We start from the raw sequence: 23111 nt of genomic DNA, 5'->3' as shown, positions 1-23111 counted from the left end.
GAAGGATAGATGTTCGGTTGGGGTTTTGTGGCGGGGGTGTCAGCGAGGTTTGTGATGTTTGAGCAATCGCCTTCGCGGGCAAGCCTCGCTCCTACAGGGGTTGGTGTGAACCTGTAGGAGCGAGGCTTGCCGCGAAAGGGCCAATTCAGACACTAGATACGGAAACTACCTACCAACTGTTTCAACCGCGCAGCCTGCTGCTCAAGGTCCGAACACGCCCGCAACGTCGACTGCAGGTTTTCCACACCTTCCTGATTCAGTGTGTTGATCTCGGTAATGTCGACGTTGATCGACTCCACCACAGCCGTCTGTTCCTCAGTCGCCGTCGCCACCGACTGGTTCATCCCGTCAATCTCGCCAATACGCAACGTCACGCTGTTCAAACGCTCGCCGGCCAGGTTGGCGATTACGACGCTGTCCTGACTGTGGCGCTGGCTGTCGCTCATGGTGCTGACGGATTCACGGGCGCCCACTTGCAGCTCCTCGATCATGGTCTGCACCTGTTGCGCCGATTCCTGAGTGCGGTGCGCCAGGTTACGAACCTCGTCTGCAACCACGGCAAAACCACGTCCGGCCTCACCGGCACGCGCCGCTTCGATGGCTGCGTTGAGCGCCAGTAGGTTGGTTTGCTGGGAGATGCTGGTGATCACTTCGAGAATTTGTCCGATGTTCACGGTTTTGCTGTTCAGCGATTCAATGTTGGTGCTCGAGGCGCTGAGCATGCTCGACAGCTGATTCATCGCGGCAATGCTGCGGTCCACCACTTGCTGGCCGTCTTCGGCGAGGCTGCGGGCATCGCTGGCCTGACTCGATGCTTGCGCTGCGTTACGGGCGATTTCCTGAGCGGCGGCGCCGAGCTGGTTGATCGCCGCGGCCACGCTGCTGGTGCGCGAAGCCTGTTGGTCGGAGTTGAACATCGATGAGTTCGAAGCAGCCACTACACGCAGAGCCACTTCGTTGACTTGCCCGGTGGCCGACGACACTTCGCGGATCGAACCGTGAATGCGTTCCACGAAACGGTTGAACGCGGTGCCGAGGACACCGAATTCGTCGTTGTTCTGAATGGTCAGGCGTTTGGTCAGGTCGCCTTCACCGTCGGCGATGTCGGCCATGGCGCGGGTCATGACGTGCAGCGGCTGGATCAGGATACGGATCAGCATGCCCAACAGGGCGATGATGATGGCCACGGCAATGACCGTCGCGACGACCGCCGAGGCGCGGAATTCGCTGAGCATCGAGAAGGCTTTGTCTTTATCCACCGACAGACCGATGTACCAGTTGACCGATGGCAGGCCTTTGATGGGGGTGAAGGTGACGATGCGGGTTTTGCCGTCGACCTCGACTTCACTGAAGTCGCCGCTGATGCGCGGGGTATTTTTCGGGTACGCCTCGCTCAGGGACTTCATCACCATGGCTTTGTCCGGGTGTACCAGAATCTTGCCGTCGGCGCTCACCAGAAAGGCATAACCCATGCCGTCGAAGTCGCGGGCGCTGAGGGTGTCGATCAGGGTTTGCAGGCTCAGGTCGCCGCCCACCACACCGACGCTTTGCCCGGCCTTTTTCGAGGCGGTGGCGATCGAGATGATGGTCTGGCCGGTGGCCGCGTCGATGTAGGGTTCAGTCAGGGTTGCGGTGCTGCTGCTTTGCGCGCCTTTGTACCAAGGGCGAACCCGTGGGTCGAAGCCATCGGGCATCTTCGCATCCGGGCGGATGGTGAAGTGGCCGGTGGCGTCGCCCAGGTAGGACGCCATGAAGGTCGACGTCAGTGCTTTCTGCTCAAGCAGGCTGGAAACGGTGGCCTGTTCGGGGTTGATGGCGATGTTCTGTGCGAGGTTGTCGATCAGCAGGATACGGCCGGCCAGCCAGGTCTGGATGTTGTTGGCGGTGACGTCTCCCATCTCATTGAGGTAGTTATCCAGGTCTTCGCGAATGGCGTTGCGCTGTAAATAGTCGTTGTACAGCGTGAACGAGGCGAAGGCTGCAATGACGATAAGGGCGGCGGCAAGCAGGATTTTATGGCTGAAGCGCAGATTTTTGTTCATGGCTCGGGGTGTCCGCTAAGGTCTTATTGTTCGGGGCGTGTTGCTGTTAATGCGCGCAAAATGAGTGCGCAATGGAGCGAGTCGGTAATTCCTGCTCTCCATGGGGAATGTCGGACCTTGCTTTCAGTTGGGTCTCTCGCTTATTTCTATCGGCCGTGAAGGATCAAAGATTAACCATGGGTGACCAAATGCCTGATTCATTGAAACTCGTTATCGGTGCCGATCTCGCCGGGCAGCCGATTGCCCAGGCCATGCGTCTGGCGAACCGTCATGGTTTGGTCGCGGGCGCTACCGGGACGGGCAAAACCGTCACCTTGCAACGGATGGCCGAAGCATTCAGCGATGCCGGCGTGGCGGTGTTTGCCGCCGATATCAAGGGTGACCTGTGCGGTCTGGGCGCCGCCGGCAATCCTCAAGGCAAGATCGCCGAGCGGATTGCCGGGATGCCCTGGCTGAACCACACGCCTCAAGCGTATCCGGTGACCCTGTGGGACATTCACGGTCAGTCCGGTCATCCATTGCGTACAACCTTGAGCGAAATGGGGCCGTTGTTGCTGGGCAGCCTGCTGGAACTGACCGACAGTCAGCAGTCGGCGTTGTATGCCGCCTTCAAGGTGGCGGATCGTGAAGGGCTGTTGCTGCTGGACCTCAAGGATCTGAAGGCACTGCTCAATCACCTGCGCGACAACCCCGAATTGCTCGGTGACGACGCCGCGCTGATGACCACCGGTTCCAGTCAGGCACTGTTGCGGCGTCTGGCGACCCTGGAGCAGCAGGGCGCAGAAGCGCTGTTCGGCGAGCCGGCGCTGCAACTCGAAGACATTCTGCAGCCGACCGCCGATGGCCGCGGGCGCATTCACTTGCTCGATGCCAGCCGTCTGGTGCACGAAGCGCCGAAGGTCTACGCGACGTTCCTGTTGTGGCTGCTGGCCGAACTGTTCGAGCAATTGCCAGAGCGCGGCGATTCGGACAAACCACTGCTGGCGCTGTTTTTCGATGAAGCGCATTTATTGTTCGCGGGTACGCCAAAGGCGTTGCAGGATCGCCTTGAGCAGGTGGTGCGACTGATTCGCTCGAAAGGCGTTGGCGTGTATTTCGTCACCCAATCGCCGGGCGACTTGCCGGATGACGTGCTGGCTCAGCTCGGCCTGCGCATTCAGCATGGCTTGCGCGCGTTCACTGCCAAGGAGCAGAAATCCCTGCGAGCGGTGGCCGAGGGCTTCCGGCCGAACCCGGCGTTCGATGCCTTGTCGGTGCTGACCGAGCTTGGGATCGGCGAGGCGCTGGTCGGCACTTTGCAGGAAAAGGGCACGCCGGAAATGGTTCAACGGGTGTTGGTTGCGCCGCCGCAATCGCGGATCGGGCCACTGAGCGAAGCCGAACGTACGGGATTGATCGCCAGTTCGCCGTTGCAGGGAAGTTATGACAAACCGATCGATCGTGAGTCGGCATATGAAGTGCTGATGGGACGCAAAGGTCTGGCGCCAGAGCCTGACGCTGTTCCGGGCAAACCGGCAGCCGAAGAGCCAAGCTTCACCGACAAGGCCGGAGAATTCCTCGGCACCGCGGCAGGGCAGGCACTGAAATCAGCGATGCGACAGGCGGCCAATCAATTGGGCCGACAGTTGGTACGCGGTCTAATGGGCTCGCTACTCGGTGGCAGCAAACGCCGCTGAGTCATTGATCGTTCCCACGCTCTGCGGGGAATGCAGCCAGGGACGCTCCGCGTCCCAAAGCGTGACGCAGAGCGTCACATGAGGCATTCCCACGCAGAGCGTGGGAACGATCGGTAAGAAGGGTCAGGTTTTGGGTTTTGCGTGCGCCGCAAGGCGCTCCAGCGCCGCCCGCAGATTCGGGTCGCTGATCCCATCGGCCGTGGCCTGAATGGTCGCGCCTGCGTCGGTCGACAAGCTGATGGTATGGCCAGCCGCCCCTTGCTGAACGGTCGGCGGTTGAACCTTGAACAGAATCCGCGTCAAACTGGCGAATTCGTCGAACATCTGCAATTGCCGTTGCAGACGTTTTTGTTGATAGCGCAGGCGGGTTGCCCAATGACCGTCGGTCACTATCAGCAACAAACTGCCTTCGCGCCACGACGCCACATGGCAATGCTCGCGGGCGGCGGGCTGCAATTGGCTTTCCAGCAGACGTTGTAAATGACCCAGGCGTTGAGCGTGGCCGAAGATGGCTTTCAGCGGTTTGGCTTCGCGAAGCAGAACGGCGGGTGCTCTGGCCGTAAGAGGGCGAAATGCCATGATCAGACACCTGAAGTAACAGAGACGCCATGGTAGCAGAAAGCACCCCATGCACCCGACCCATTGCTTTGCGAGCGCTTTACCCATTAAATCAACAAGTAACTTGTGCCGTGAATGGCTTGAAGTTCAGCAAAAAGCCCTTATTTTAAGTGAGCCCCGTCACAGCGCTGTGCCAGCATCGTGGAATAACGCCACTTTCCTCACCATCGTTTCCGGGTAGAATGCTCGTTCGCATGCGGCCATGAGGGCTGCACGGGCGACTCACGGGGCCGCCCTCCATCCCTTTAGTGTGGAAGATCCTGCCGATATGTTTGCGCCTTTGTTAAAGAAACTTTTTGGAAGCAAGAACGAGCGTGAAGTCAAACGCATGCTCAAGACGGTGCAACTCGTCAATGCCTTCGAAGAGCAAATGGTGGCCCTTTCGGACGATCAATTGCGTGCCAAGACAGATGAGTTCAAGGCCCGCATCGCCAAAGGGGAAACCCTCGACAAGCTGCTGCCAGAAGCCTTTGCGGTCGCCCGCGAAGCCGGTAAGCGCGTCATGGGTATGCGCCACTTCGATGTCCAGCTGATCGGCGGCATGACCTTGCATGAAGGCATGATCGCGGAAATGCGTACCGGTGAAGGCAAGACCCTGGTGGCAACACTGGGCGTTTACCTCAACGCGCTGTCCGGCAAGGGCGTGCACGTTGTGACGGTGAACGACTACCTGGCCCGTCGTGACGCCAACTGGATGCGTCCGCTCTACGAATTCCTCGGAATGACGGTCGGCGTGGTAACGCCGTTCCAGCCGCCGGAAGAGAAACGTGCGGCCTATGCTGCCGACATCACCTACGGTACCAACAACGAATACGGTTTCGACTACCTGCGCGACAACATGGCGTTCAGCATGGAAGAAAAATTCCAGCGCGAACTCAATTTTGCCGTGATCGACGAAGTCGACTCCATCCTCATCGACGAAGCCCGTACCCCGCTGATCATTTCCGGTCAGGCCGAGGACAGCTCCAAGCTGTACATCGAGATCAACAAACTGATCCCGCAGCTGCAACTGCACGTCGAAGAAGTTGAAGGCGAAGTCACCAAGGCTGGCCATTACACCGTCGACGAGAAGACCCGTCAGGTCGAGCTCAACGAAGCCGGTCACCAGTTCATCGAAGACATGCTGACCCGCGTTGGCCTGCTGGCTGAAGGCGAGAGCCTGTATTCGGCGCACAACCTCGGTCTGCTGACCCACGTTTATGCTGGTCTGCGTGCGCACAAGCTGTTCAATCGCAACATCGAATACATCGTGCAGGATGGCCAGGTCGTTCTGGTAGACGAACACACCGGTCGTACCATGCCGGGTCGCCGTCTGTCCGAAGGCCTGCACCAGGCTATCGAAGCCAAGGAAAACCTGAACATTCAGGCTGAAAGCCAGACCCTGGCCTCGACCACGTTCCAGAACTACTTCCGTCTGTACAACAAGCTGTCCGGCATGACCGGTACCGCTGACACCGAAGCGTTCGAATTCCACCAGATCTACGGTCTGGCGGTGATGGTTATCCCGCCGAACAAACCGCTGGCGCGTAAAGACTACAACGACCTGGTGTTCCTGACCGCCGAAGAGAAATACGCGGCGATCATCAACGACATCAAGGAATGCATGACCCAGGGCCGTCCTGTGCTGGTGGGTACTGCAACCATCGAAACGTCCGAGCACATGTCCAATCTTCTCGAGAAGGAAGGCATCGAACACAAGGTCCTGAACGCCAAGTTCCACGAAAAAGAAGCCGAGATCATTGCCCAGGCCGGTCGCCCAGGCGCACTGACCATCGCCACCAACATGGCCGGTCGTGGTACCGACATCCTGTTGGGCGGTAACTGGGAAGTGGAAGTGGCAACCCTGGAAGACCCGACCCCTGAGCAGATTGCCCAGATCAAGGCCGACTGGCAGAAACGTCACCAGCAAGTGCTCGAGTCGGGCGGTTTGCAGGTGATTGCGTCCGAGCGTCACGAATCGCGCCGTATCGACAACCAGCTGCGTGGTCGTGCCGGTCGTCAGGGTGACGCCGGTTCCAGCCGTTTCTACCTGTCGCTGGAAGACAGCCTGATGCGCATCTTCGCCTCTGATCGGGTGAAGAACTTCATGAAGGCCCTAGGCATGCAGCCTGGTGAGGCGATCGAGCACCGCATGGTGACCAACGCCATCGAGAAGGCGCAGCGCAAGGTTGAAGGCCGCAACTTCGACATTCGTAAGCAACTGCTCGAGTTCGACGACGTCAACAACGAACAACGTAAAGTGATCTATCACATGCGTAACAGTTTGTTGGCCGCCGACAACATCGGCGAAACCATCGCCGACTTCCGTCAGGACGTGCTCAACGCCACGGTCAGCGCGCACATTCCACCGCAATCGCTGCCTGAGCAGTGGGACGTGGCCGGTCTGGAAGCGGCGTTGCAGAGCGACTTCGGTGTGGCGTTGCCGATCCAGCAATGGCTCGACGAAGACGACCACCTGTACGAAGAAACCCTGCGCGAGAAGCTCATGGCCGAGCTGCTAGCCGCGTACAACGAGAAAGAAGAGCAGGCGAGCGCCGAAGCGCTGCGCACCTTCGAGAAGCAAATCGTTCTGCGTGTGCTCGACGACCTGTGGAAAGACCACCTGTCGACCATGGATCACCTGCGTCACGGCATCCACTTGCGTGGTTATGCACAGAAGAACCCGAAGCAAGAGTACAAGCGCGAGTCCTTCACGCTGTTCTCCGAGCTGCTGGATTCGATCAAGCGCGACTCGATCCGTGTGCTGTCCCACGTTCAGGTTCGCCGCGAAGATCCGATCGAAGAAGAACAACGCCTGCGTCAGGAAGCCGAAGCACTGGCGGCGCGCATGCAGTTCCAGCACGACGAAGCACCGGGTCTTGAGCAAGAACTGCTGGGTGAAGAGGTCGATGTGGCCCTTGCCACCGCTCCGGTACGCAATGAACAGAAGCTGGGCCGTAACGAGCTTTGCTATTGCGGTTCGGGCAAGAAGTTCAAGCATTGCCACGGGCAGATCCAGTAAAACCCGTTTCATACGCTGAAATACCCGCGCCGCGACCGGCTTATGCCGTCGCGGCGTTTTGCCATTTAAACCACCGTTCTTCCTGAAAGCGGTGCTGACATCATTTATTAAGGAGCGCATTCATGGCTGTTGGTCTTGGTCCTTTGCCAACGTTGCACCCGGTTGCCGGTTTTGAACTCGGTATTGCCTCGGCTGGCATCAAGCGCCCGGGGCGCAAGGATGTCGTGGTCATGCGCTGTGCCGAAGGTTCCACGGTCGCTGGCGTGTTTACCCTGAACGCCTTTTGCGCCGCTCCCGTGATCCTCGCCAAGCAGCGTGTTCAAGGTCCGGTGCGTTATCTGCTGACCAATACCGGCAATGCCAACGCCGGCACTGGCGAACCAGGCCTTGCCGCCGCCGAGCGCACGTGCGCCAAACTGGCTGAGCTGACCGGCGTCGACGCCAGCCTGGTGCTGCCGTACTCCACCGGTGTGATCGGCGAGCCGCTGCCGGTCGAGAAAATCGAAGGCGCGTTGCAAGCTGCTCTCGACGACCTGTCGGTCAACAACTGGGAAGCTGCCGCCACCGGCATCATGACCACCGATACCCTGCCCAAAGGCGCCAGCCGTCAGTTCCAGCATGACGGCGTGACCATCACCGTTACCGGTATCAGCAAAGGCGCGGGCATGATCCGCCCGAACATGGCGACCATGCTTGGCTACATCGCCACCGACGCCAAAGTCGCCCGCGACGTGCTGCAGAACTTGCTGCTGGACGGTGCCAACAAGTCGTTCAACCGCATCACCATCGACGGCGACACCTCGACCAACGACTGCTGCATGCTGATCGCCACCGGTCAGGCGGCACTGCCGGAAATCACTGAAGCCAGCGGTGATTTGTTCGCCAAGCTGAAACAGGCCGTGTTCGACGTCTGCATGGACGTAGCCCAGGCCATCGTTCGGGACGGCGAAGGCGCGACCAAGTTTGTGACCGTTGAAGTCAACGGCGGCGGCAATCACCAGGAATGCCTGGACGTCGGTTACACCGTGGCTCACTCGCCGCTGATCAAAACCGCACTGTTTGCCTCCGACCCGAACTGGGGCCGCATTCTGGCCGCCGTCGGCCGTGCCGGCGTACCGAATCTGGACGTGAGCAAGATCGACGTGTTCCTCGGTGAAGTGTGCATCGCCAGCCGTGGCGCTCGCGCATCGACCTACACCGAAGCCCAGGGCGCGGCCGTGATGCAGCAGGAAGAAATCACGATCCGTATCGAACTGGGGCGCGGCGATTGCAGCGAAACCATCTGGACCACCGACCTGTCCCACGAATACGTGAAGATCAACGCTGAGTACCGTACGTAATCACCCGTTAGACCGAGTCGCTGCCATCGCGAGCAGGCTCGCTCCCACAGTGGACTGAGGTGTACACAAATCCAATGTGGGAGCGAGCCTGCTCGCGATGGCGATCTGTCAGTCGTTAGCTAGACTGGCCTGCTTCCTTCATCCAAAGGTCCCGAACATGAGCCTTCACCTGATCATCGGCGACAAACTGATTTCCTCCTGGTCCCTACGCGGCGCGTTGGCCCTCGACCTGGCCGGCGCTCCTTACACCGAGGAACTGATCAAGTTGAACCAGCCGGATACGCGTGAGCGCCTGCTCAAGCACTCGCCGACCGCGAAAGTCCCGCTGCTGAAAACTGAACACGGCACCATCGCCGACTCCCTGGCGATTGCCGAGTATCTGGCAGAGCAATTCCCCGACGCCGGCCTCTGGCCCAAAGACACCGCCGCCCGCGCCCAGGCCCGTTCGGCCTGCGCGCAGATGCACAGCGGTTTCTTCGCCATGCGCGGCAACATGCCATTCGACCTGAGCCACGATGCTGCGCTGTCGCCGACGCCGGCTGACGTCCAGGCCGACATTGAGCGCATGTTGGCGTTGTGGGCCGAGTGCCGCGCCGCCGCCACCGAAGCCGGTCCGTTCCTGTTTGGCGGCGCGACCCTGGCCGATGCCTTCTTCGCACCGATCGCCGTGCGCCTGCGCACCTATCAGGTGAGGCTGCCCGCAGCGGAGGCGGCCTACGTCGAAACCATCTACCAATGGCCAGCCTTCAAGGCTTGGCAGAAGGCCGGTCTGGAGGAAGTAGAGCGGTGAAACGAGTCCACGTAGCGGCCGCTGTTATCCGTGATAGCAGTGGCAAGATACTCATCGCTCGCCGTGCCGACACCCAGCACCAGGGCGGCCTGTGGGAATTCCCCGGTGGCAAGGTCGAGGCCGACGAATCCGTGACAACGGCTCTTGGCCGTGAACTTCACGAAGAGTTAGGCATTGTCGTCGATGTCGCGCGACCGCTGATCAAGGTTCAGCACGACTACCCGGACAAACAGGTGTTGCTGGACGTTTGGGAGGTTTCGGCCTTCACCGGCGAACCTCACGGCGCCGAAGGCCAGCCTTTGGAATGGGTCGCGCCTCGCGATCTGTTGAATTACGATTTCCCGGCGGCCAACCAGCCGATCGTCGCTGCTGCACGTTTGCCTGCCGAATACCTGATCACACCCGAAGACCTGGAAACCCCGGCCTTGCTGCGCGGTATTCAAAAAGCCATTGCTGGCGGCATCAAGCTGATCCAGCTGCGGGCACCCAACGGCTACGACCCGAAGTACCGGGATCTGGCGGTGGACGCGGCGGGGCTGTGTGCCGGCAAGGCGCAGTTGATGATCAAGGGGCCGTTCGAGTGGCTGGGAGATTTCCCGTCCGCCGGTTGGCACATCACCTCCGCGCAACTGCGCAAGTACGCGGCGGCTGGCCGCCCGTTACCGGCGTCGCGCTGGTTGGCGGCGTCCTGCCACAACGCTGAAGAGCTGGCGTTGGCCGAGCAGATGGGGGTGGATTTTGTGACCCTGTCGCCGGTGCAGCCGACCCAGACGCATCCGGATGCTCAGCCGTTGGGTTGGGAGCAGGCCTCGGCATTGATCGAAGGTTTCAGCAAACCGGTGTTCTTGCTCGGTGGTGTTGGCCCGGCGGAACTGCAGAAAGCCTGGGAAGCGGGTGCGCAGGGTGTGGCGGGTATTCGCGCGTTTTGGCCGGATTCTTTGGTGTAGCAACCGGCCTCTTCGCGGGCAAGCCTCGCTCCTACAGAAAAAACGCGTTCCATTGTAGGAGCGAGCGGTGCGGCGATCCGACTTGCCCGCGAAGGCGTCCTCGGATGCGCCGACTAAACCTCTGGCTTCGCCGCCGGCTGCCACAAAATCTCGGCAATCCCCTGGCGCTTGGCAATCAACCGCGCCACCACGAACAACAAATCCGACAGCCGATTGATGTACGCCAGGCCAACCCCGGCCAACGGTTCGACTGCATTCAAATGCTGACACCGCCGCTCCGCACTGCGCGCCAGGCATCGGCAGACATGGGTCTGGGCAATTAACGCCGAACCACCCGGCAAGATGAAATTCTCCAACGGCCCCAGCTCTTCATTCCACACGTCAATCGCAGCTTCCAGGCGTTCGATTTCTGCCGTGTTCAGCGCCTGATACACCGGCATCGCCAACTCGCCGCCCAGATCAAACAACCGATGCTGGCAGGGCGCCAATACCTCGATCACTTCGTTCAATCCCGGATACTCGCCACTTTCCGCCGCCAACCCGGCCAATAGCACACCCACCTGGCTGTTCAGCGTATCGACCTCACCAATGGCTTCGATGCGCGGATGGTCCTTGGGCACGCGGCGGCCGTCGCCCAGTCCGGTTTCGCCCTTGTCGCCGGTGCGGGTGTAAATCTTCGACAAGCGAAAGCCCATGGTTACCTCGATAGCTGATTGAGTTCTTGAGAGACGAGCGGTGTGCCCGCCAAGGGCAGGCGCAACGTGAAACACGTGCCTTGGCCCAGGGTCGATTGCACTTCCATCTGACCCTTGTGGTTGTTGGTAATGATGAAATACGAGACCGACAGGCCAAGGCCGGTGCCCTGACCGATTTCCTTGGTGGTGAAGAACGGCTCGAAGGTGCGTTTGCGCACGCTTTCGCTCATGCCGATGCCGTTGTCCTCAACCTGGATTTCCGCCCAGGGCGGATTCAGTTTGGTACGCAGAATGATCCGCCCCGGCTCGCGGTCGTCCTCACGTTGGTGAATCGCCTGAGCGGCGTTTTTCAGCAGATTGAGCAGCACTTGCTCCAGTTCGTTCGCGGTCCCAGGAACCGGGCCCAACGCTGGATCGAACTGGCGAATGATCGCCTGCCCTTTGAAGTCAAAACCAATCGCCAGGTCGAAGTCGTTACCGGCGATTTCCACCGCCTGATCGATCAGCGCCGGCAGGTCGCACGGAGCCATTTGCCGAGTACTGCGGCGGCTGAAGCTGAGCATGTGAGTAACGATCTTCGCTGCCCGGGCGCCAGCCTGTTGGATGCCATCGAGCAACTGCGGCACTTCGCGCGCTTGCAAGTACTGGTTGACCGTCGAAAGCGCGATACCGTTCTGCTCGGCCTGTTCGAGGTTCTTCGGGAGATCGGGTGACAGGCGTCGGCGGATGTTCTGCACGTTGTGCAGGATCGCGCCTAACGGGTTGTTGATCTCGTGGGCCATACCCGCGGCGAGGCCACCGACCGAGAGCATTTTTTCCGACTGCACCATCATTTCCTCCAGCGACAGGCGCTGGGTGATGTCATCGATCCGGATCACTACGCCACGCCCGGCACCGCCCATCAGCGGGTAAAAGGTCAGGGCGTAGTGCTTGGGTTCTTCGTCCTTGAGCCACGTCACTCGTTCAATCTTGGCCACCGTGTGTTGCTCGACGGTTTGCTTGAGCTGCGGCAAGAACGGCTTGAGCGGTTCGAACGCGAGAAAAATCGGCTGGTTCAGCGCTTCGTCGAGGCGCGTGCCAGACAGGGCGCTGGCCTCCTGATTCCACTGGGTCACGTAGAGCTGCTCGTCGAGGGCGATCAGCGCCGACGGCATGGAGTCGATGATGCTGTTGAGGTAGTTCTGGAAACCGGTGAGTTTCTTCTCGATCTTGCTCCGCACCTGGACTTCGAGTTCCAGTTTGCGATTGGTATGGCGGGTTTCTTCGGCCAGGCCTTGGGCCTGGTCATAAGCGGCTTGGGAATCGTCCCGGGCCCGCTTGAGTTGCTGCTCACGGGCCTCGATCCGCGAGAGCATGGTGTTGAACGCCTCAGCGAGACTACCGATTTCGTCGTGGTTGCCACGGGAGGCGCGCAGGGCGTAGTTCTCTTCGCGGGTCACTTGCCGGGATAACTCTTCGAGTTGATGGATCGGCCGGGTAATCAGGCGTTTGATCTGCCGGGCAATCACCAGCCATAGCAGCACGCTGAAGATCAGAATCCCGAGGCTGGCGGTCAGGGTGCCGGTATAGAACGCCACCGGCAGTTCGCTGCTGGCGACCAGTAACAGGTGGCCGGGCGCGGTGCCGGGGCGGGGCAGGGTAATGATTTGATTGCTGCGAAACTCGGTGGCCTGCCAGGATTCAATGTGCCGGTAACGCGCTGGCAGGCTCAGCTTGTCACCATGCTGCAACTGCGCCAGACGCTCACCCTTGCCGTCATAAAGGGCTGCTGCGCGCAGCGGTGAATAGCTGTTGAGTTCATTGAGCAGGCGTTCGGCGCTTTGCGGTGACTGCAAGGCTTCGGACACCAGGCTGGGGTTGGACACCAGGCGGCCGATGGTCTGCAAGGCCTGAGGTGCCATGCTTTCCTGGGAGATGTAGTACGCGGCGCTGATAAAGGTCAGGTTGGCGACCAGCAGGACGGTGGTCAACAGCACCAGCAGGGCGGCCAGCAACTTCTGGCCGACCGGGAGGTTTTCAAGGCGCTGGCGCAATGGCATCAGGTTCATCGCTGAATAGGAACAAGTGGCCAGCGTAGCCGCTGCTCAGTCGCTGGGCAATCCAAGGCTGTGCAGATGGGTGATCAACCTTTGCTCAAGTTGATTGAGGTGCGGCAGGTTCAACTGATGCCTCGCGGCGACTTTGCAGGCATGACCCAATAGATAGCTGATCTCGGTCCGGCGCTGGTTCGCGACGTCCTGATACATCGAAGAATAATTGGCGGCGGTCGCGTGAATCACCCGTTCGACTTCCTGTTGAAGGTCCTCGGCCGCTGCTGGCTGACCGCACCGCTCAAGCAACTCGGTCAGTTCGACGCAGAGGGTGGCGACTTCGCAGTGATGTTCCTGTAAACCGCCATTACGGCAATCATGCAGCACGGTCAGCGGATTGATCGCACAGTTGAGTGCCAGTTTTCGCCACAGCCTTGTCAGAATGTCGGTGCTCCACTCGTGGGGAATACCGGCGGCGCTCACGTCATCCAGCCAGATCGGCGCCACGGGATGCCCGGCATCCCCCAGCCAGGTGTAACCGTGGCCAGCGAACACCACGCGCCAGTCGCCATCGCGAAAGGCGCCTTCGGTGCTCGACGCGCTAATGCAGCGTGCCTGCGGCACCTGTGCAGCGACCGCGTCCTGGCTGCCAAGACCGTTCTGCAACAGAATCAGCTCAGCGTCGGGGGCCAGGCGCGGCGCCAGTTGGGCCACGGCCTTTTCAGCATCGTAGGCTTTGCAGGCCACCAGCAGGCGGTTGATCGGTTCACGGCTGTCGGGCGTCTCGGCGGGCACCGGATAGCGCTGCGCTTTACCGTGTTCGACCAGTGTCAGCCCACCCGCTGCCTCATACGCCTGTAAGCGTGCCGCGTCCCGTACGATCAGTTTGACCGGCACATTTGCCCGCGTCAGACGAGTGGCCCATAAGGTGCCGAGGCTGCCGGCGCCCAGAACATGCCAGGTGGTGGACATCAGCTTTTTGCTCTGTTTGTCGCGCGCATGGGAGGCTCGCAGTGAATGATGGGAAAGACCCGTTATAATCAGCGCGGATTTTAACCGCAAGCCAGGCGTGCTCCATCGTGATCGAGCATGCCCTTTTATTGGAGAGATTACATGCCGTCGTTCGACGTGGTATCCGAACTGGACAAACACGAAGTCACCAACGCGGTCGAGAACGCCGTCAAGGAACTCGATCGTCGTTATGACCTGAAAGGCAAAGGCAGCTTCGAGTTCAAGGAAAAGGACCTGACCGTCAACCTGACCGCTGAAGCCGATTTCCAGCTCGAAGCGATGATTGAGATCCTCAAGCTGGCCTTGGTCAAGCGCAAAATCGACGTGCAGTGCCTTGAAGTCAAGGATGCCTATGCGTCGGGCAAACTGATGAAGCAGGAAGCGGTCCTCAAGGAAGGTATCGACAAAGAGATGGCGAAGAAAATCGTCGCTCATGTCAAAGACGCCAAGCTCAAGGTTCAGGCTGCCATTCAGGGCGAGCAGGTGCGCATTACCGGCAAGAAGCGTGACGACTTGCAGGAAGCTATTGCGGCACTGCGCGCCAAGACTTTCGATTTGCCGCTGCAGTTCAACAACTTCCGCGACTGACCTTTCAGGCGGGAACCCTATGGGAGCGAGCCTGCTCGCGAAAGCGGTGTGTCAGTCACCATTAATGTTGAATGACACATCGCTTTCGCGAGCAGGCTCGCTCCCACCCGGAATGTGTGTAACCCGGCGGCATTTTTTGCCCCTTACTTGTTTCGCGTGCCGTATGGCCGGAAATCAGGAGAAAGTAGATGGATTTGAATGCTGAAGTAGATAACCTGGTCAAGGCGTCTCAAGCCTGGATTCCGATGATCATGGAGTACGGCAGCCGCGTGCTGCTGGCGATCCTCACCCTGGCCATTGGCTGGTGGCTGATCAATAAAGTGACACAAAAGCTCGGCGGCCTGCTGGCGCTGCGTAACGCCGACCTGGCGCTGCAAGGGTTCATCAGTAGCCTGGCGAACATTATTCTCAAGGTTCTGCTGATTGTCAGCGTAGCCTCGATGATTGGTGTTGAAACCACGTCGTTTGTTGCGGCGATCGGTGCGGCAGGCCTAGCCATCGGTTTGGCCTTGCAGGGCAGCCTGGCGAACTTCGCTGGTGGCGTGCTGATTCTGTTGTTCCGCCCGTTCCGCATCGGTGACTGGATCGAAGCCCAAGGTGTTGCCGGCACTGTCGACAGCATTCAGATCTTCCACACTGTGCTGCGTACCGGCGATAACAAAACCATCATCGTACCTAACGGCAACCTGTCGAACGGCATCATCACCAACACTAACCGTCAACCGACGCGCAAAGTTGTGTTTGATGTGGGCGTTGATTACGAGGCGGACCTGCAGAAGGCCCGTCATGTATTGCTGGACCTGGCCAACGATGAGCGTGTTTTGGCTGACCCGGCACCTCAGGCAGTGATTTCTACTCTGGGCGACAGTTCGATTACTGTTTCTCTGCGGGTGTGGGTCAAGACAGCGGATTACTGGGATGTGATGTTCATGTTCAACGAACAGTCCCGTGATCGTTTGAAAACGGCTGGTATCGATATCCCGTTTCCACAGCGGGTGATTCGAGTGGTTCAGGAATCTGCAGTGCAGTAAGCAACAAACAGGCAACAAAAAAAGGCCCATCCGAAGATGGGCCTTTTTGTTTGTTACCGCAAACTAACTGGATGCGATTACAAAACCGACAGCGGGTAGTCGACGATGAAACGGAACTCTTTCACGTCGCCTTCGCCTTCGTCGGAGTTAGCGAAGTGCCAAGCCTGACGGATACGGAAGGACAGATCTTTTGCCGGGCCAGACTGAACAACGTACTTGGCTTCAAAGTTGGTTTCGTTGTGCTTGCCATCGGAACCGTACAGTGGAGCGCCGGTGCTGGTACGGTATTGGCTGTTGGCAGCCAGACCGGTGCCATCGATGTCCCAACCTTTAACGTAACGGGTCATGAAGCTCAGGCCAGGAACGCCGTACTCAGCCATTTTGATGTCGTAACGGATCTGGGCAGACTTCTCGCCAGGGGCGTTGAAGTCAGAGTACTGGATGGAGTTGGCGAGGAAGATCGAGTCGCCGCCACGGTTGTTCTTGCCGATACCGATGTAGTCGAACGGGGTATCGCCATTAACCTTCTGGAAGGCCAGGGTGATGGTGTGTGCTTTCAGGAACGTGAGAGCAGTTGCCAGCGAGAAGGCAGTGTTGCTGATGTCGCCGACTTTCGCGTCACCGGTATCGGTGGTGCGGTAGATGTTGAAGTCGGTGTTCAGCGACGTGTCACCACTGATCGGGGTGGTGAGGTTGACGTTGGCGTAGTACTGGTTCCAGATATCTTCCAGCTTGGCACCGTACAGCGACACGCTCAGGTTGTCGTTGATGCCGTATTTGCCACCGAAGTAGTCGATGCTGTTGGCTTCAATGCCAGAGTAAGTGGAAAACAGGCCGCCGTCACGGGCGTTTTTGTCTTGGCTGGTACCCGAGTAGAAGTGACCGGCTTCGAGGTCAAGGTCTTTGACTTCGCTGCTCTGCAGTTGGAAACCGCTGGCAGTTTGAGGAAGGATACGGGAACCGCCAACAGCAAACACTGGAGCAGTGCTTGGCTGCATGTCACCGAATTTCAGCTCGGTTTTGGAGACGCGGAATTTAACGGCTGCGCCGGCTTTACCCTGGCTGTCGTTGACGTCGCGGCCACCATTGGCGTTGACGGTGTCGCTACGGCTCATGTTACCCGAACCGGAAGTGCCATCGCCGCCATCCAGTTTGATGGCCAGGTAACCGAATGCATCAACGCCAACGCCGATCAGGCCTTGGGTGTAACCGGAGCTGAAATTGCCCCAAATACCTTGGGTCCAGTCTTTCTGGTCGCGGCCGCCGTCTTTGTTATCACGGTTGAAGTAGTAGTTGCGAACCAGCAAGTTCAACTTGGCGTCGTCAACAAAACCCTTGGCTTCAGACTGGTCACTTACGAAAGGTGCGGCCGTAGCCAATTGAGTACTGGCTGCTGCTGCAACGGCCAGTGCGATCATGCTCCACTTCATCACGCGCATCGTGATTTGCTCCTTTGGTTTTAGAAGAGTACTGCCGTCCCACCTGATTTATTATCTGGGCGGCTCTTTCTTTTTGTGTCGGCGCAAACTTATATCACGCCGACCATGTTGGCGATACTTGCGTACCTAACCTTTCAGCTTCTTTACGACCCTGTCGCAAACGGCTTGGTAGATGTCGCAAATTTACAGCCCCGACGCAAGCGGACTGACAACTTTTAGCGTTGTTTTCCAGGGCCTGAGCATCGGTAAAAAGAGTCCCTGGTGAAACGCTTGAATCTCCATCGGGCAACCCTGCCACTGTTTTTATTTGCCTTAAGGTGTCCACTTCCAGCGGACGCTTTAGAGGCGATGTGGGTGTGAATGCAACAAGCGTGCACAAATCAGAATCCTGTTGGTTTTTTTTCTGAAAGCCTGCCTGTCGCTGTAAAAACCTCATAAAACCGGGGTGTTCAAGCACGTTTTGTTCGGGCTTGACGCCATGGTTTGCATCGTGTTGCACCCTTGTGGCCGACTGCATGACAACCAAAAACGTTACCGGTTCACCCCACCAGTGAGTAAATGGCGGATGCCTGACCGACTCAGCGTAGACGCACTGTGCGGTTTTGGTGCAAAAAATTTTTATCGCTGTACTGAATTCATACAGTGCGCCCGTTTGCCAAACACGAACGCTTCATTGTTTATCAGTCATTTCGGCGTTTTTTGCGTGGCTGCTGGTTCTGTAATGGTGCGTCCTGGTCGAAAACGACTCATGTCGGGGCGCGAGTCTGGACGTTTGTAGGTCCTGGGGCGGCTTCGACAAGGGTTCGTCGTGAAGCCTGCGGCGTTCGCAGGTATGCTGCCGTCCTGTCGCTTGGTGCGCCGTCTCTCGGGATGGGCGCTAAGCTGAAAAATGATGACCAGGCGGGAGTGCGCGCAGTGTTCGCTTTAGATCCACGACTTCAACAAGACACGTTACCGATCGGGGATTTCCCACTCTGCCGGTTGCTGCTGTCCAATGATTCGAACTACCCCTGGTTCATTCTGGTGCCACGTCGCGAGGATATCAGTGAGATATTTCAGTTGGGTGTCGCAGATCAACAGCAGCTGTGGCAGGAAACGACTGCACTGGCGGAAATGCTTAAGGACTCGTTCGACGCGGACAAGTTGAATGTCGCGGCCCTGGGTAACGTCGTCAGTCAGTTGCACATGCATGTGATTGTGCGCAAGCGTGATGACGCCGCCTGGCCGGCTCCGGTCTGGGGTAAACACCCAACCAAGCCTTATAGCGCAGAGCAGATCGCGGCGATTCGCGAACGGTTGCGCCTGGTGTTGACCGATGGTTTTACGTTTCTGGAGGGTTGAATCATGAGCCTGGAAGATCGCGTTACCGATCTGGAGAGTCAGTTGGCGTTTCAGGATGACACCATCCAGGCATTGAGTGATGTGCTAGCGACGCAGCAGCGTGCAGTTGAACGTCTGCAGTTGCAAATGGCGGCATTGCTCAAGCGGCAAGAGGAAATGGCCGGCCAGTTCGAGACCTTTGAAGAAGAGGCGCCACCGCCGCATTATTAAGCTGAATTACAAAAAAAGCGGCAATAAAAAACCGCGAACAGCCAGGCTGTTCGCGGTTTTTTTTAGCCTTGAATCAGCGACGCGGCAGAGCGGCGATCACATCTTCGGCTTGCAGGCCTTTGTCACGATTCATGACGGAGAACTCCACGCGCTGGCCTTCGACCAGGACGCGATGACCTTCGCCACGAATGGCCCGGAAATGCACGAAAATATCGTCGCCGGAATCACGGGAAATAAAGCCGAAGCCTTTGGACGTGTTGAACCACTTGACGGTACCGGTATCGCGGTTGCTCATGTCATAGCTTGGCGAGGCGGCGGCCGGTGAAGATTTGTAGAAGCTGATGGCCAGGTGCAGAAGGACGGCAATCAGCGCAGCAACGAGGCTGAACAGAACGGCAGGTTGACCGGCAATGACAGGCATCGGCGCGATCAGCGTCAGGGTTTGCAAGACGACGGTCAGAACCAGCAGGGCGCTGACCAGGTTTTGCAGTTGATGACGCGGGCCTTTGTTCCAGTAGGGGATAACAGGAGCGAGGGTGAGGTTGAGCAGGCCGAAAAAGGCCAGGTACAGCGCATCGGGTTGTTGCAGGTAAGGAACAGCTTCGGATCGCAGGCTAGGGATGAAGGACAACAGCAAGGCTGCTGCGCCCATTAGCAGGTGGACAATTTTCAACATTTTGAGTAACTCACGTTAAGACGGATCACAAGGAAGAGCTGATTGAGCACGGTTCGCTTCAGAACAATAAGAGGCGTTGGACACGTACCCGGTACCAGCCTATGCGCAGCCCCCGGAAAATAGGCGGTAGCGACACACTGCCTATTTAACAGCAAAGCCTGCGGCTACTCAAATCAGGCAGTCCAGCGGTGCGCTGAGGGTCGATTTGTCGCAGGCAACCGGATAATCCGGGGCTGCGAGGTGATGGCAGGCTTGCTAGAGTGGTCCTGCACCTGTTGGATGAATTTCATCACCTTTAGGGGAAACGCATGGCAATCGATATTGGAATCAGTGAAGAGGATCGCAAGTCCATCGTCGACGGACTTTCGCGTCTGCTGTCGGACACTTATGTACTTTATTTGAAAACCCATAACTTCCACTGGAATGTCACCGGTCCGATGTTTCGGACCCTGCACTTGATGTTTGAGGAGCAATATAACGAGTTGGCCCTGGCCGTCGATTCGATTGCCGAGCGAATTCGCGCTCTCGGGTTTCCCGCCCCGGGTGCCTATTCTATTTATGCGCGCCTTTCTTCTATCAAGGAGGAGGTGGGTGTGCCCAGTGCCGAAGACATGATCAAGCAACTGGTCGAAGGTCAGGAGGCGGTTACACGTACTGCACGCGGGATATTCCCACTGCTCGACAAAGTCAGTGACGAGCCAACGGCTGACCTCCTGACCCAGCGTATGCAAGTCCACGAGAAAACCGCGTGGATGCTGCGCTCCTTGCTGGACCAGTGACTATGTTGGTGCGCGGATGGCGTCCATGAGGTGTTGTTCGCGCCCTGTCTTCTCGTAACTTTAAATGTCTTTCCGTTGAATGATATTGCACCCAAGTGTGTAGGAAATTGTCTGGAGTAGGACGGTCTCCATGATCGCCCTTCACTTGTTGGCTTATCCTACGTTGATGGTCATAAAGTCATCTGGATATAACTTTGTGCCTGCGTTTTTATAGAGAAACAGCTTGTTGCTCTTATAAAAAAGCAAGGATGACAAAGGAGTGTCAACGATATGGTTTACGAAGGCAGGCGAAGCGAGGGGATGGGCGGTCCAATTAAGGATGTAAGGATTGATCCATTTGTCAGCGAATTTGATATGGGCCTGGCCCAGCCTTTATCCCGGTCAGTGCGGCTGAATGGCTTTGCAACCTGTTTGCGGCTTGAACAGGTCTACTGGGATATTTTGGGTGACATGGCCAAGGTCAACTGCTGTACGGTCAGTGCGCTGTTGTCCCATGTGGACCGCGAGGTGCATTTGCGTCACGGCGGGGTCAAGAACTTCACCGGGCTGGTGCGGGTTGTGTGCGTTGTGCATAGCCTGAAGGAAGGCGGCTGCGTCGCCATGCCTTAGCCCAACCGCGGTGGAATGGGCAGAGTGTCGGTCTATGCAGTCTTACGGCTGCACAGGCTGCATTTAATGGATATAATCCCGCTCTTTGCCGCAAAACCCAGCGTGTGCGGTAGCAATCTGATCGCCGAGACAACCCCCATGCCGATGTACGACTATCAATGTGCTTCCTGTGGTCATCAGTTGGAAGCCATTCAAAAGATCAGCGCAGCACCGCTGGTCGACTGCCCTGCCTGCCAGGCGCCAGAGCTTAAGAAGATGCTGTCCATGCCGGGCTTCCGCCTCAGCGGCACCGGCTGGTACGAAACCGATTTCAAGACCGGTTCCAAGAAGAATCTGGCCGGCGGCGACAAAGCTGACTAGGGTCTTGGACCTGAGTTGAACGACACGTGCGAGCTCTTGCATCATCTGGCGCCTTTCTTAAGGGCGGGGCTGTTGCAGGGTCTCCAACCGAATTTCGAATTACGAGAAGTGAAACCACTACCATGATGCGCAGCCATTATTGCGGCCAACTGAACGAAAGCCTGGAAGGCCAGGAAATTACCCTTTGCGGATGGGTCCACCGTCGCCGTGACCACGGTGGGGTGATTTTCCTCGATATCCGTGATCGTGATGGTCTGGCCCAGGTGGTGTTCGACCCGGACCGCGCTGAAACCTTCGCCGCCGCCGACCGCGTGCGCAGCGAGTACGTGGTCAAGGTGACCGGCAAGGTACGCCTGCGTCCGGCCGGTGCCGGCAACGCCAACATGGCGTCGGGCATGATCGAAGTGCTGGGCTACGAGCTGGAAGTATTGAACGAAGCGGAAACCCCGCCGTTCCCGCTCAACGAGTTCTCCGACGTCGGCGAAGAAACCCGCCTGCGTTATCGCTTCATCGACCTGCGTCGTCCGGAAATGCTCGAGAAGCTGCGTCTGCGTTCGCGCATGACCACCAGCATCCGTCGTTACCTGGACGAGAACGGCTTCCTCGACGTCGAGACGCCGATTCTGACCCGCGCCACCCCGGAAGGTGCTCGCGATTACCTGGTGCCGAGCCGTACCCACGCCGGTTCCTTCTTCGCCTTGCCGCAATCGCCGCAGCTGTTCAAGCAACTGCTGATGGTTGCCGGCTTCGATCGCTACTACCAGATCGCCAAGTGCTTCCGCGACGAAGACCTGCGTGCCGACCGTCAACCTGAATTCACTCAGATCGACATCGAAACCAGCTTCCTCGACGAAAAAGACATCATTGGCCTCACCGAAGGCATGATCCGCAACCTGTTCAAGGAAGTGCTGGATCTGGAATTCGGTGAATTCCCGCACATGACCTTCGAAGAAGCCATGCGCCGTTACGGCTCCGACAAGCCAGACCTGCGTAACCCGCTGGAACTGGTGGACGTTGCCGACCAACTGAAAGAAGTTGACTTCAAGGTGTTCAGCGGCCCGGCCAACGACCCGAAATGCCGCATTGCCGCCTTGCGCGTTCCTGGCGGGGCGAGCATGCCGCGCAAGCAGATCGACGACTACACCAAGTTCGTCGGCATCTACGGTGCCAAAGGCCTGGCGTACATCAAGGTCAACGAGCGCGCGAAGGGCGTCGAGGGGCTGCAATCGCCTATTGTCAAAAATATCCCTGAAGCAGCGCTGAACACGATCCTCGATCGCGTCGGTGCAGTCGATGGCGACATCGTGTTCTTCGGTGCCGACAAAGCCAAGATTGTCAGCGAAGCCCTGGGCGCGCTGCGGATCAAGGTCGGTAACGATCTGAACCTGCTGACCTGCGAGTGGGCGCCGATGTGGGTTGTCGACTTCCCGATGTTCGAAGAGAACGACGACGGCAGCTTCACCGCCTTGCACCACCCGTTCACCGCGCCGAAGTGCACCCCGGAAGAACTGGAAGCCAACCCGGCGACCGCTCTGTCCCGTGCCTACGACATGGTGCTGAACGGCACCGAGCTGGGTGGCGGTTCGATCCGTATCCACCGCAAGGAAATGCAACAGTCGGTATTCCGTCTGCTGGGTATCAGCGAAGCGGAACAGGAAGAGAAGTTCGGCTTCCTGCTCGACGCCCTGAAATACGGCGCACCGCCGCACGGTGGCCTGGCCTTCGGTCTGGACCGTCTGGTGATGCTGATGACCGGCGCCCAGTCAATCCGTGAAGTGATCGCCTTCCCGAAAACCCAGAGTGCCGCTTGCGTCATGACTCAGGCACCGGGTGTTGTAGATGCCAAGGCATTGCGCGAACTGCACATTCGTCTGCGCGAAACGCCTAAAGCAGAGTAAGGCTGGCCAGAAGGGCGCCTCTTCGGATGC

20 protein-coding genes and 1 pseudogene are annotated in these 23111 nt (G+C 58.4%); 13 read left to right on the top strand and 8 right to left on the bottom strand.

Features of this window, described 5'->3' with window-relative positions:
* Nucleotides 1–152: 152 nt before the first annotated feature.
* Both ACYZT5_RS17925 and ACYZT5_RS17920 read right to left on the bottom strand, forming a co-directional pair.
* Nucleotides 153–917, bottom strand: a complete 765-nt coding sequence (locus ACYZT5_RS17925; RefSeq protein WP_462052267.1) for a methyl-accepting chemotaxis protein — start codon at nt 915–917, stop codon at nt 153–155.
* Between the two features lie 141 nt (nt 918–1058).
* Nucleotides 1059–1898, bottom strand: a pseudogene (locus ACYZT5_RS17920) (HAMP domain-containing protein); the annotation flags it as partial.
* A 332-nt stretch (nt 1899–2230) separates the two neighbouring features.
* Here ACYZT5_RS17920 and ACYZT5_RS17915 point away from each other — a divergent pair.
* The gene (locus tag ACYZT5_RS17915; RefSeq protein WP_462046737.1) at nt 2231–3718 is read left to right on the top strand and encodes a helicase HerA-like domain-containing protein; all 1488 of its coding nucleotides are present in this window, start codon (nt 2231–2233) and stop codon (nt 3716–3718) included.
* Nucleotides 3719–3841: 123 nt separating this feature from the next.
* Here the strand turns inward: ACYZT5_RS17915 and ACYZT5_RS17910 are convergent, their stop codons facing one another.
* Nucleotides 3842–4297, bottom strand: a complete 456-nt coding sequence (locus tag ACYZT5_RS17910) for a DUF721 domain-containing protein (protein ID WP_008147416.1) — start codon at nt 4295–4297, stop codon at nt 3842–3844.
* Between the two features lie 307 nt (nt 4298–4604).
* Between ACYZT5_RS17910 and secA the strand changes: the two genes are divergently transcribed.
* The 4 genes from secA (at nt 4605) to ACYZT5_RS17890 (ending at nt 10414) form a co-directional block, all read left to right on the top strand.
* Entirely contained in the window at nt 4605–7337 is a 2733-nt protein-coding gene (gene secA, locus ACYZT5_RS17905) for a preprotein translocase subunit SecA (RefSeq protein WP_462046736.1), read from the top strand.
* Between the two features lie 122 nt (nt 7338–7459).
* Nucleotides 7460–8677, top strand: coding sequence for a bifunctional glutamate N-acetyltransferase/amino-acid acetyltransferase ArgJ (gene argJ / locus ACYZT5_RS17900; RefSeq protein ID WP_462046735.1), 1218 nt, complete (start codon nt 7460–7462; stop codon nt 8675–8677).
* A 157-nt stretch (nt 8678–8834) separates the two neighbouring features.
* Nucleotides 8835–9467, top strand: coding sequence for a glutathione S-transferase family protein (locus ACYZT5_RS17895; RefSeq protein WP_462046734.1), 633 nt, complete (start codon nt 8835–8837; stop codon nt 9465–9467).
* A complete protein-coding gene (locus ACYZT5_RS17890; RefSeq protein WP_462046733.1) occupies nt 9464–10414 on the top strand; it encodes a Nudix family hydrolase in 951 nt (316 codons plus the stop codon). The genes ACYZT5_RS17895 and ACYZT5_RS17890 overlap by 4 nt, the downstream gene beginning before the upstream one ends.
* Nucleotides 10415–10527: 113 nt before the next feature.
* Here the strand turns inward: ACYZT5_RS17890 and ACYZT5_RS17885 are convergent, their stop codons facing one another.
* The 3 genes from ACYZT5_RS17885 to ACYZT5_RS17875 are packed head-to-tail and all read right to left on the bottom strand — an operon-like array spanning nt 10528 to nt 14111.
* The gene (locus ACYZT5_RS17885; RefSeq protein WP_462046732.1) at nt 10528–11109 is read right to left on the bottom strand and encodes a cob(I)yrinic acid a,c-diamide adenosyltransferase; all 582 of its coding nucleotides are present in this window, start codon (nt 11107–11109) and stop codon (nt 10528–10530) included.
* A gap of 2 nt (nt 11110–11111) precedes the next feature.
* On the bottom strand, nt 11112–13148 hold the full coding sequence (locus tag ACYZT5_RS17880) for a sensor histidine kinase (RefSeq protein ID WP_462046731.1): 2037 nt from the start codon (nt 13146–13148) through the stop codon (nt 11112–11114).
* A 45-nt stretch (nt 13149–13193) separates the two neighbouring features.
* Complete coding sequence (locus ACYZT5_RS17875; RefSeq protein ID WP_462046730.1) at nt 13194–14111, bottom strand: putative 2-dehydropantoate 2-reductase; 918 nt, start codon at nt 14109–14111, stop codon at nt 13194–13196.
* 141 nt (nt 14112–14252) lie between these two features.
* Here ACYZT5_RS17875 and ACYZT5_RS17870 point away from each other — a divergent pair, with 141 nt between their 5' ends.
* Both ACYZT5_RS17870 and ACYZT5_RS17865 read left to right on the top strand, forming a co-directional pair.
* Nucleotides 14253–14738 carry a YajQ family cyclic di-GMP-binding protein gene (locus ACYZT5_RS17870; protein ID WP_048379301.1) on the top strand — a complete coding sequence of 162 codons (486 nt, stop codon included), beginning with the start codon at nt 14253–14255 and terminating at the stop codon, nt 14736–14738.
* 188 nt (nt 14739–14926) lie between these two features.
* On the top strand, nt 14927–15769 hold the full coding sequence (locus ACYZT5_RS17865) for a mechanosensitive ion channel family protein (RefSeq protein ID WP_462046729.1): 843 nt from the start codon (nt 14927–14929) through the stop codon (nt 15767–15769).
* A 77-nt stretch (nt 15770–15846) separates the two neighbouring features.
* On the opposite strand, the gene ACYZT5_RS17860 is transcribed toward ACYZT5_RS17865, so the two are convergent.
* Entirely contained in the window at nt 15847–17208 is a 1362-nt protein-coding gene (locus ACYZT5_RS17860) for an OprD family porin (protein WP_462046728.1), read from the bottom strand.
* 915 nt (nt 17209–18123) lie between these two features.
* On the opposite strand from ACYZT5_RS17860, the gene ACYZT5_RS17855 reads away from it, so the two are divergent.
* Both ACYZT5_RS17855 and ACYZT5_RS17850 read left to right on the top strand, forming a co-directional pair.
* Nucleotides 18124–18549 carry an HIT domain-containing protein gene (locus ACYZT5_RS17855; protein ID WP_462046727.1) on the top strand — a complete coding sequence of 142 codons (426 nt, stop codon included), beginning with the start codon at nt 18124–18126 and terminating at the stop codon, nt 18547–18549.
* A gap of 3 nt (nt 18550–18552) precedes the next feature.
* Complete coding sequence (locus ACYZT5_RS17850) at nt 18553–18759, top strand: SlyX family protein (RefSeq protein ID WP_056741397.1); 207 nt, start codon at nt 18553–18555, stop codon at nt 18757–18759.
* A 73-nt stretch (nt 18760–18832) separates the two neighbouring features.
* Here ACYZT5_RS17850 and ACYZT5_RS17845 read toward each other — a convergent pair whose 3' ends face one another.
* The gene (locus ACYZT5_RS17845; RefSeq protein ID WP_008147390.1) at nt 18833–19435 is read right to left on the bottom strand and encodes a cold-shock protein; all 603 of its coding nucleotides are present in this window, start codon (nt 19433–19435) and stop codon (nt 18833–18835) included.
* Nucleotides 19436–19743: 308 nt separating this feature from the next.
* On the opposite strand from ACYZT5_RS17845, the gene ACYZT5_RS17840 reads away from it, so the two are divergent.
* From ACYZT5_RS17840 to aspS, 4 genes are all read left to right on the top strand, one after another.
* Nucleotides 19744–20214 (top strand): Dps family protein, encoded by a 471-nt coding sequence (locus ACYZT5_RS17840; RefSeq protein ID WP_129437851.1) that lies wholly within the window; start codon nt 19744–19746, stop codon nt 20212–20214.
* Nucleotides 20215–20484: 270 nt separating this feature from the next.
* Nucleotides 20485–20823: a ribbon-helix-helix domain-containing protein gene (locus ACYZT5_RS17835; protein WP_462046726.1), complete on the top strand. Its 339-nt coding sequence runs from the start codon at nt 20485–20487 to the stop codon at nt 20821–20823.
* Between the two features lie 138 nt (nt 20824–20961).
* Entirely contained in the window at nt 20962–21183 is a 222-nt protein-coding gene (locus tag ACYZT5_RS17830; protein WP_010457489.1) for an FmdB family zinc ribbon protein, read from the top strand.
* Between the two features lie 122 nt (nt 21184–21305).
* The gene (gene aspS / locus ACYZT5_RS17825; protein ID WP_462046725.1) at nt 21306–23081 is read left to right on the top strand and encodes an aspartate--tRNA ligase; all 1776 of its coding nucleotides are present in this window, start codon (nt 21306–21308) and stop codon (nt 23079–23081) included.
* Nucleotides 23082–23111: the final 30 nt, after the last annotated feature.

The organism is Pseudomonas sp. LB3P14, assembly GCF_054898045.1.
Note: the sequence above shows the minus strand (reverse complement) of the source record. Positions and strands in the feature narration are given on the sequence as shown.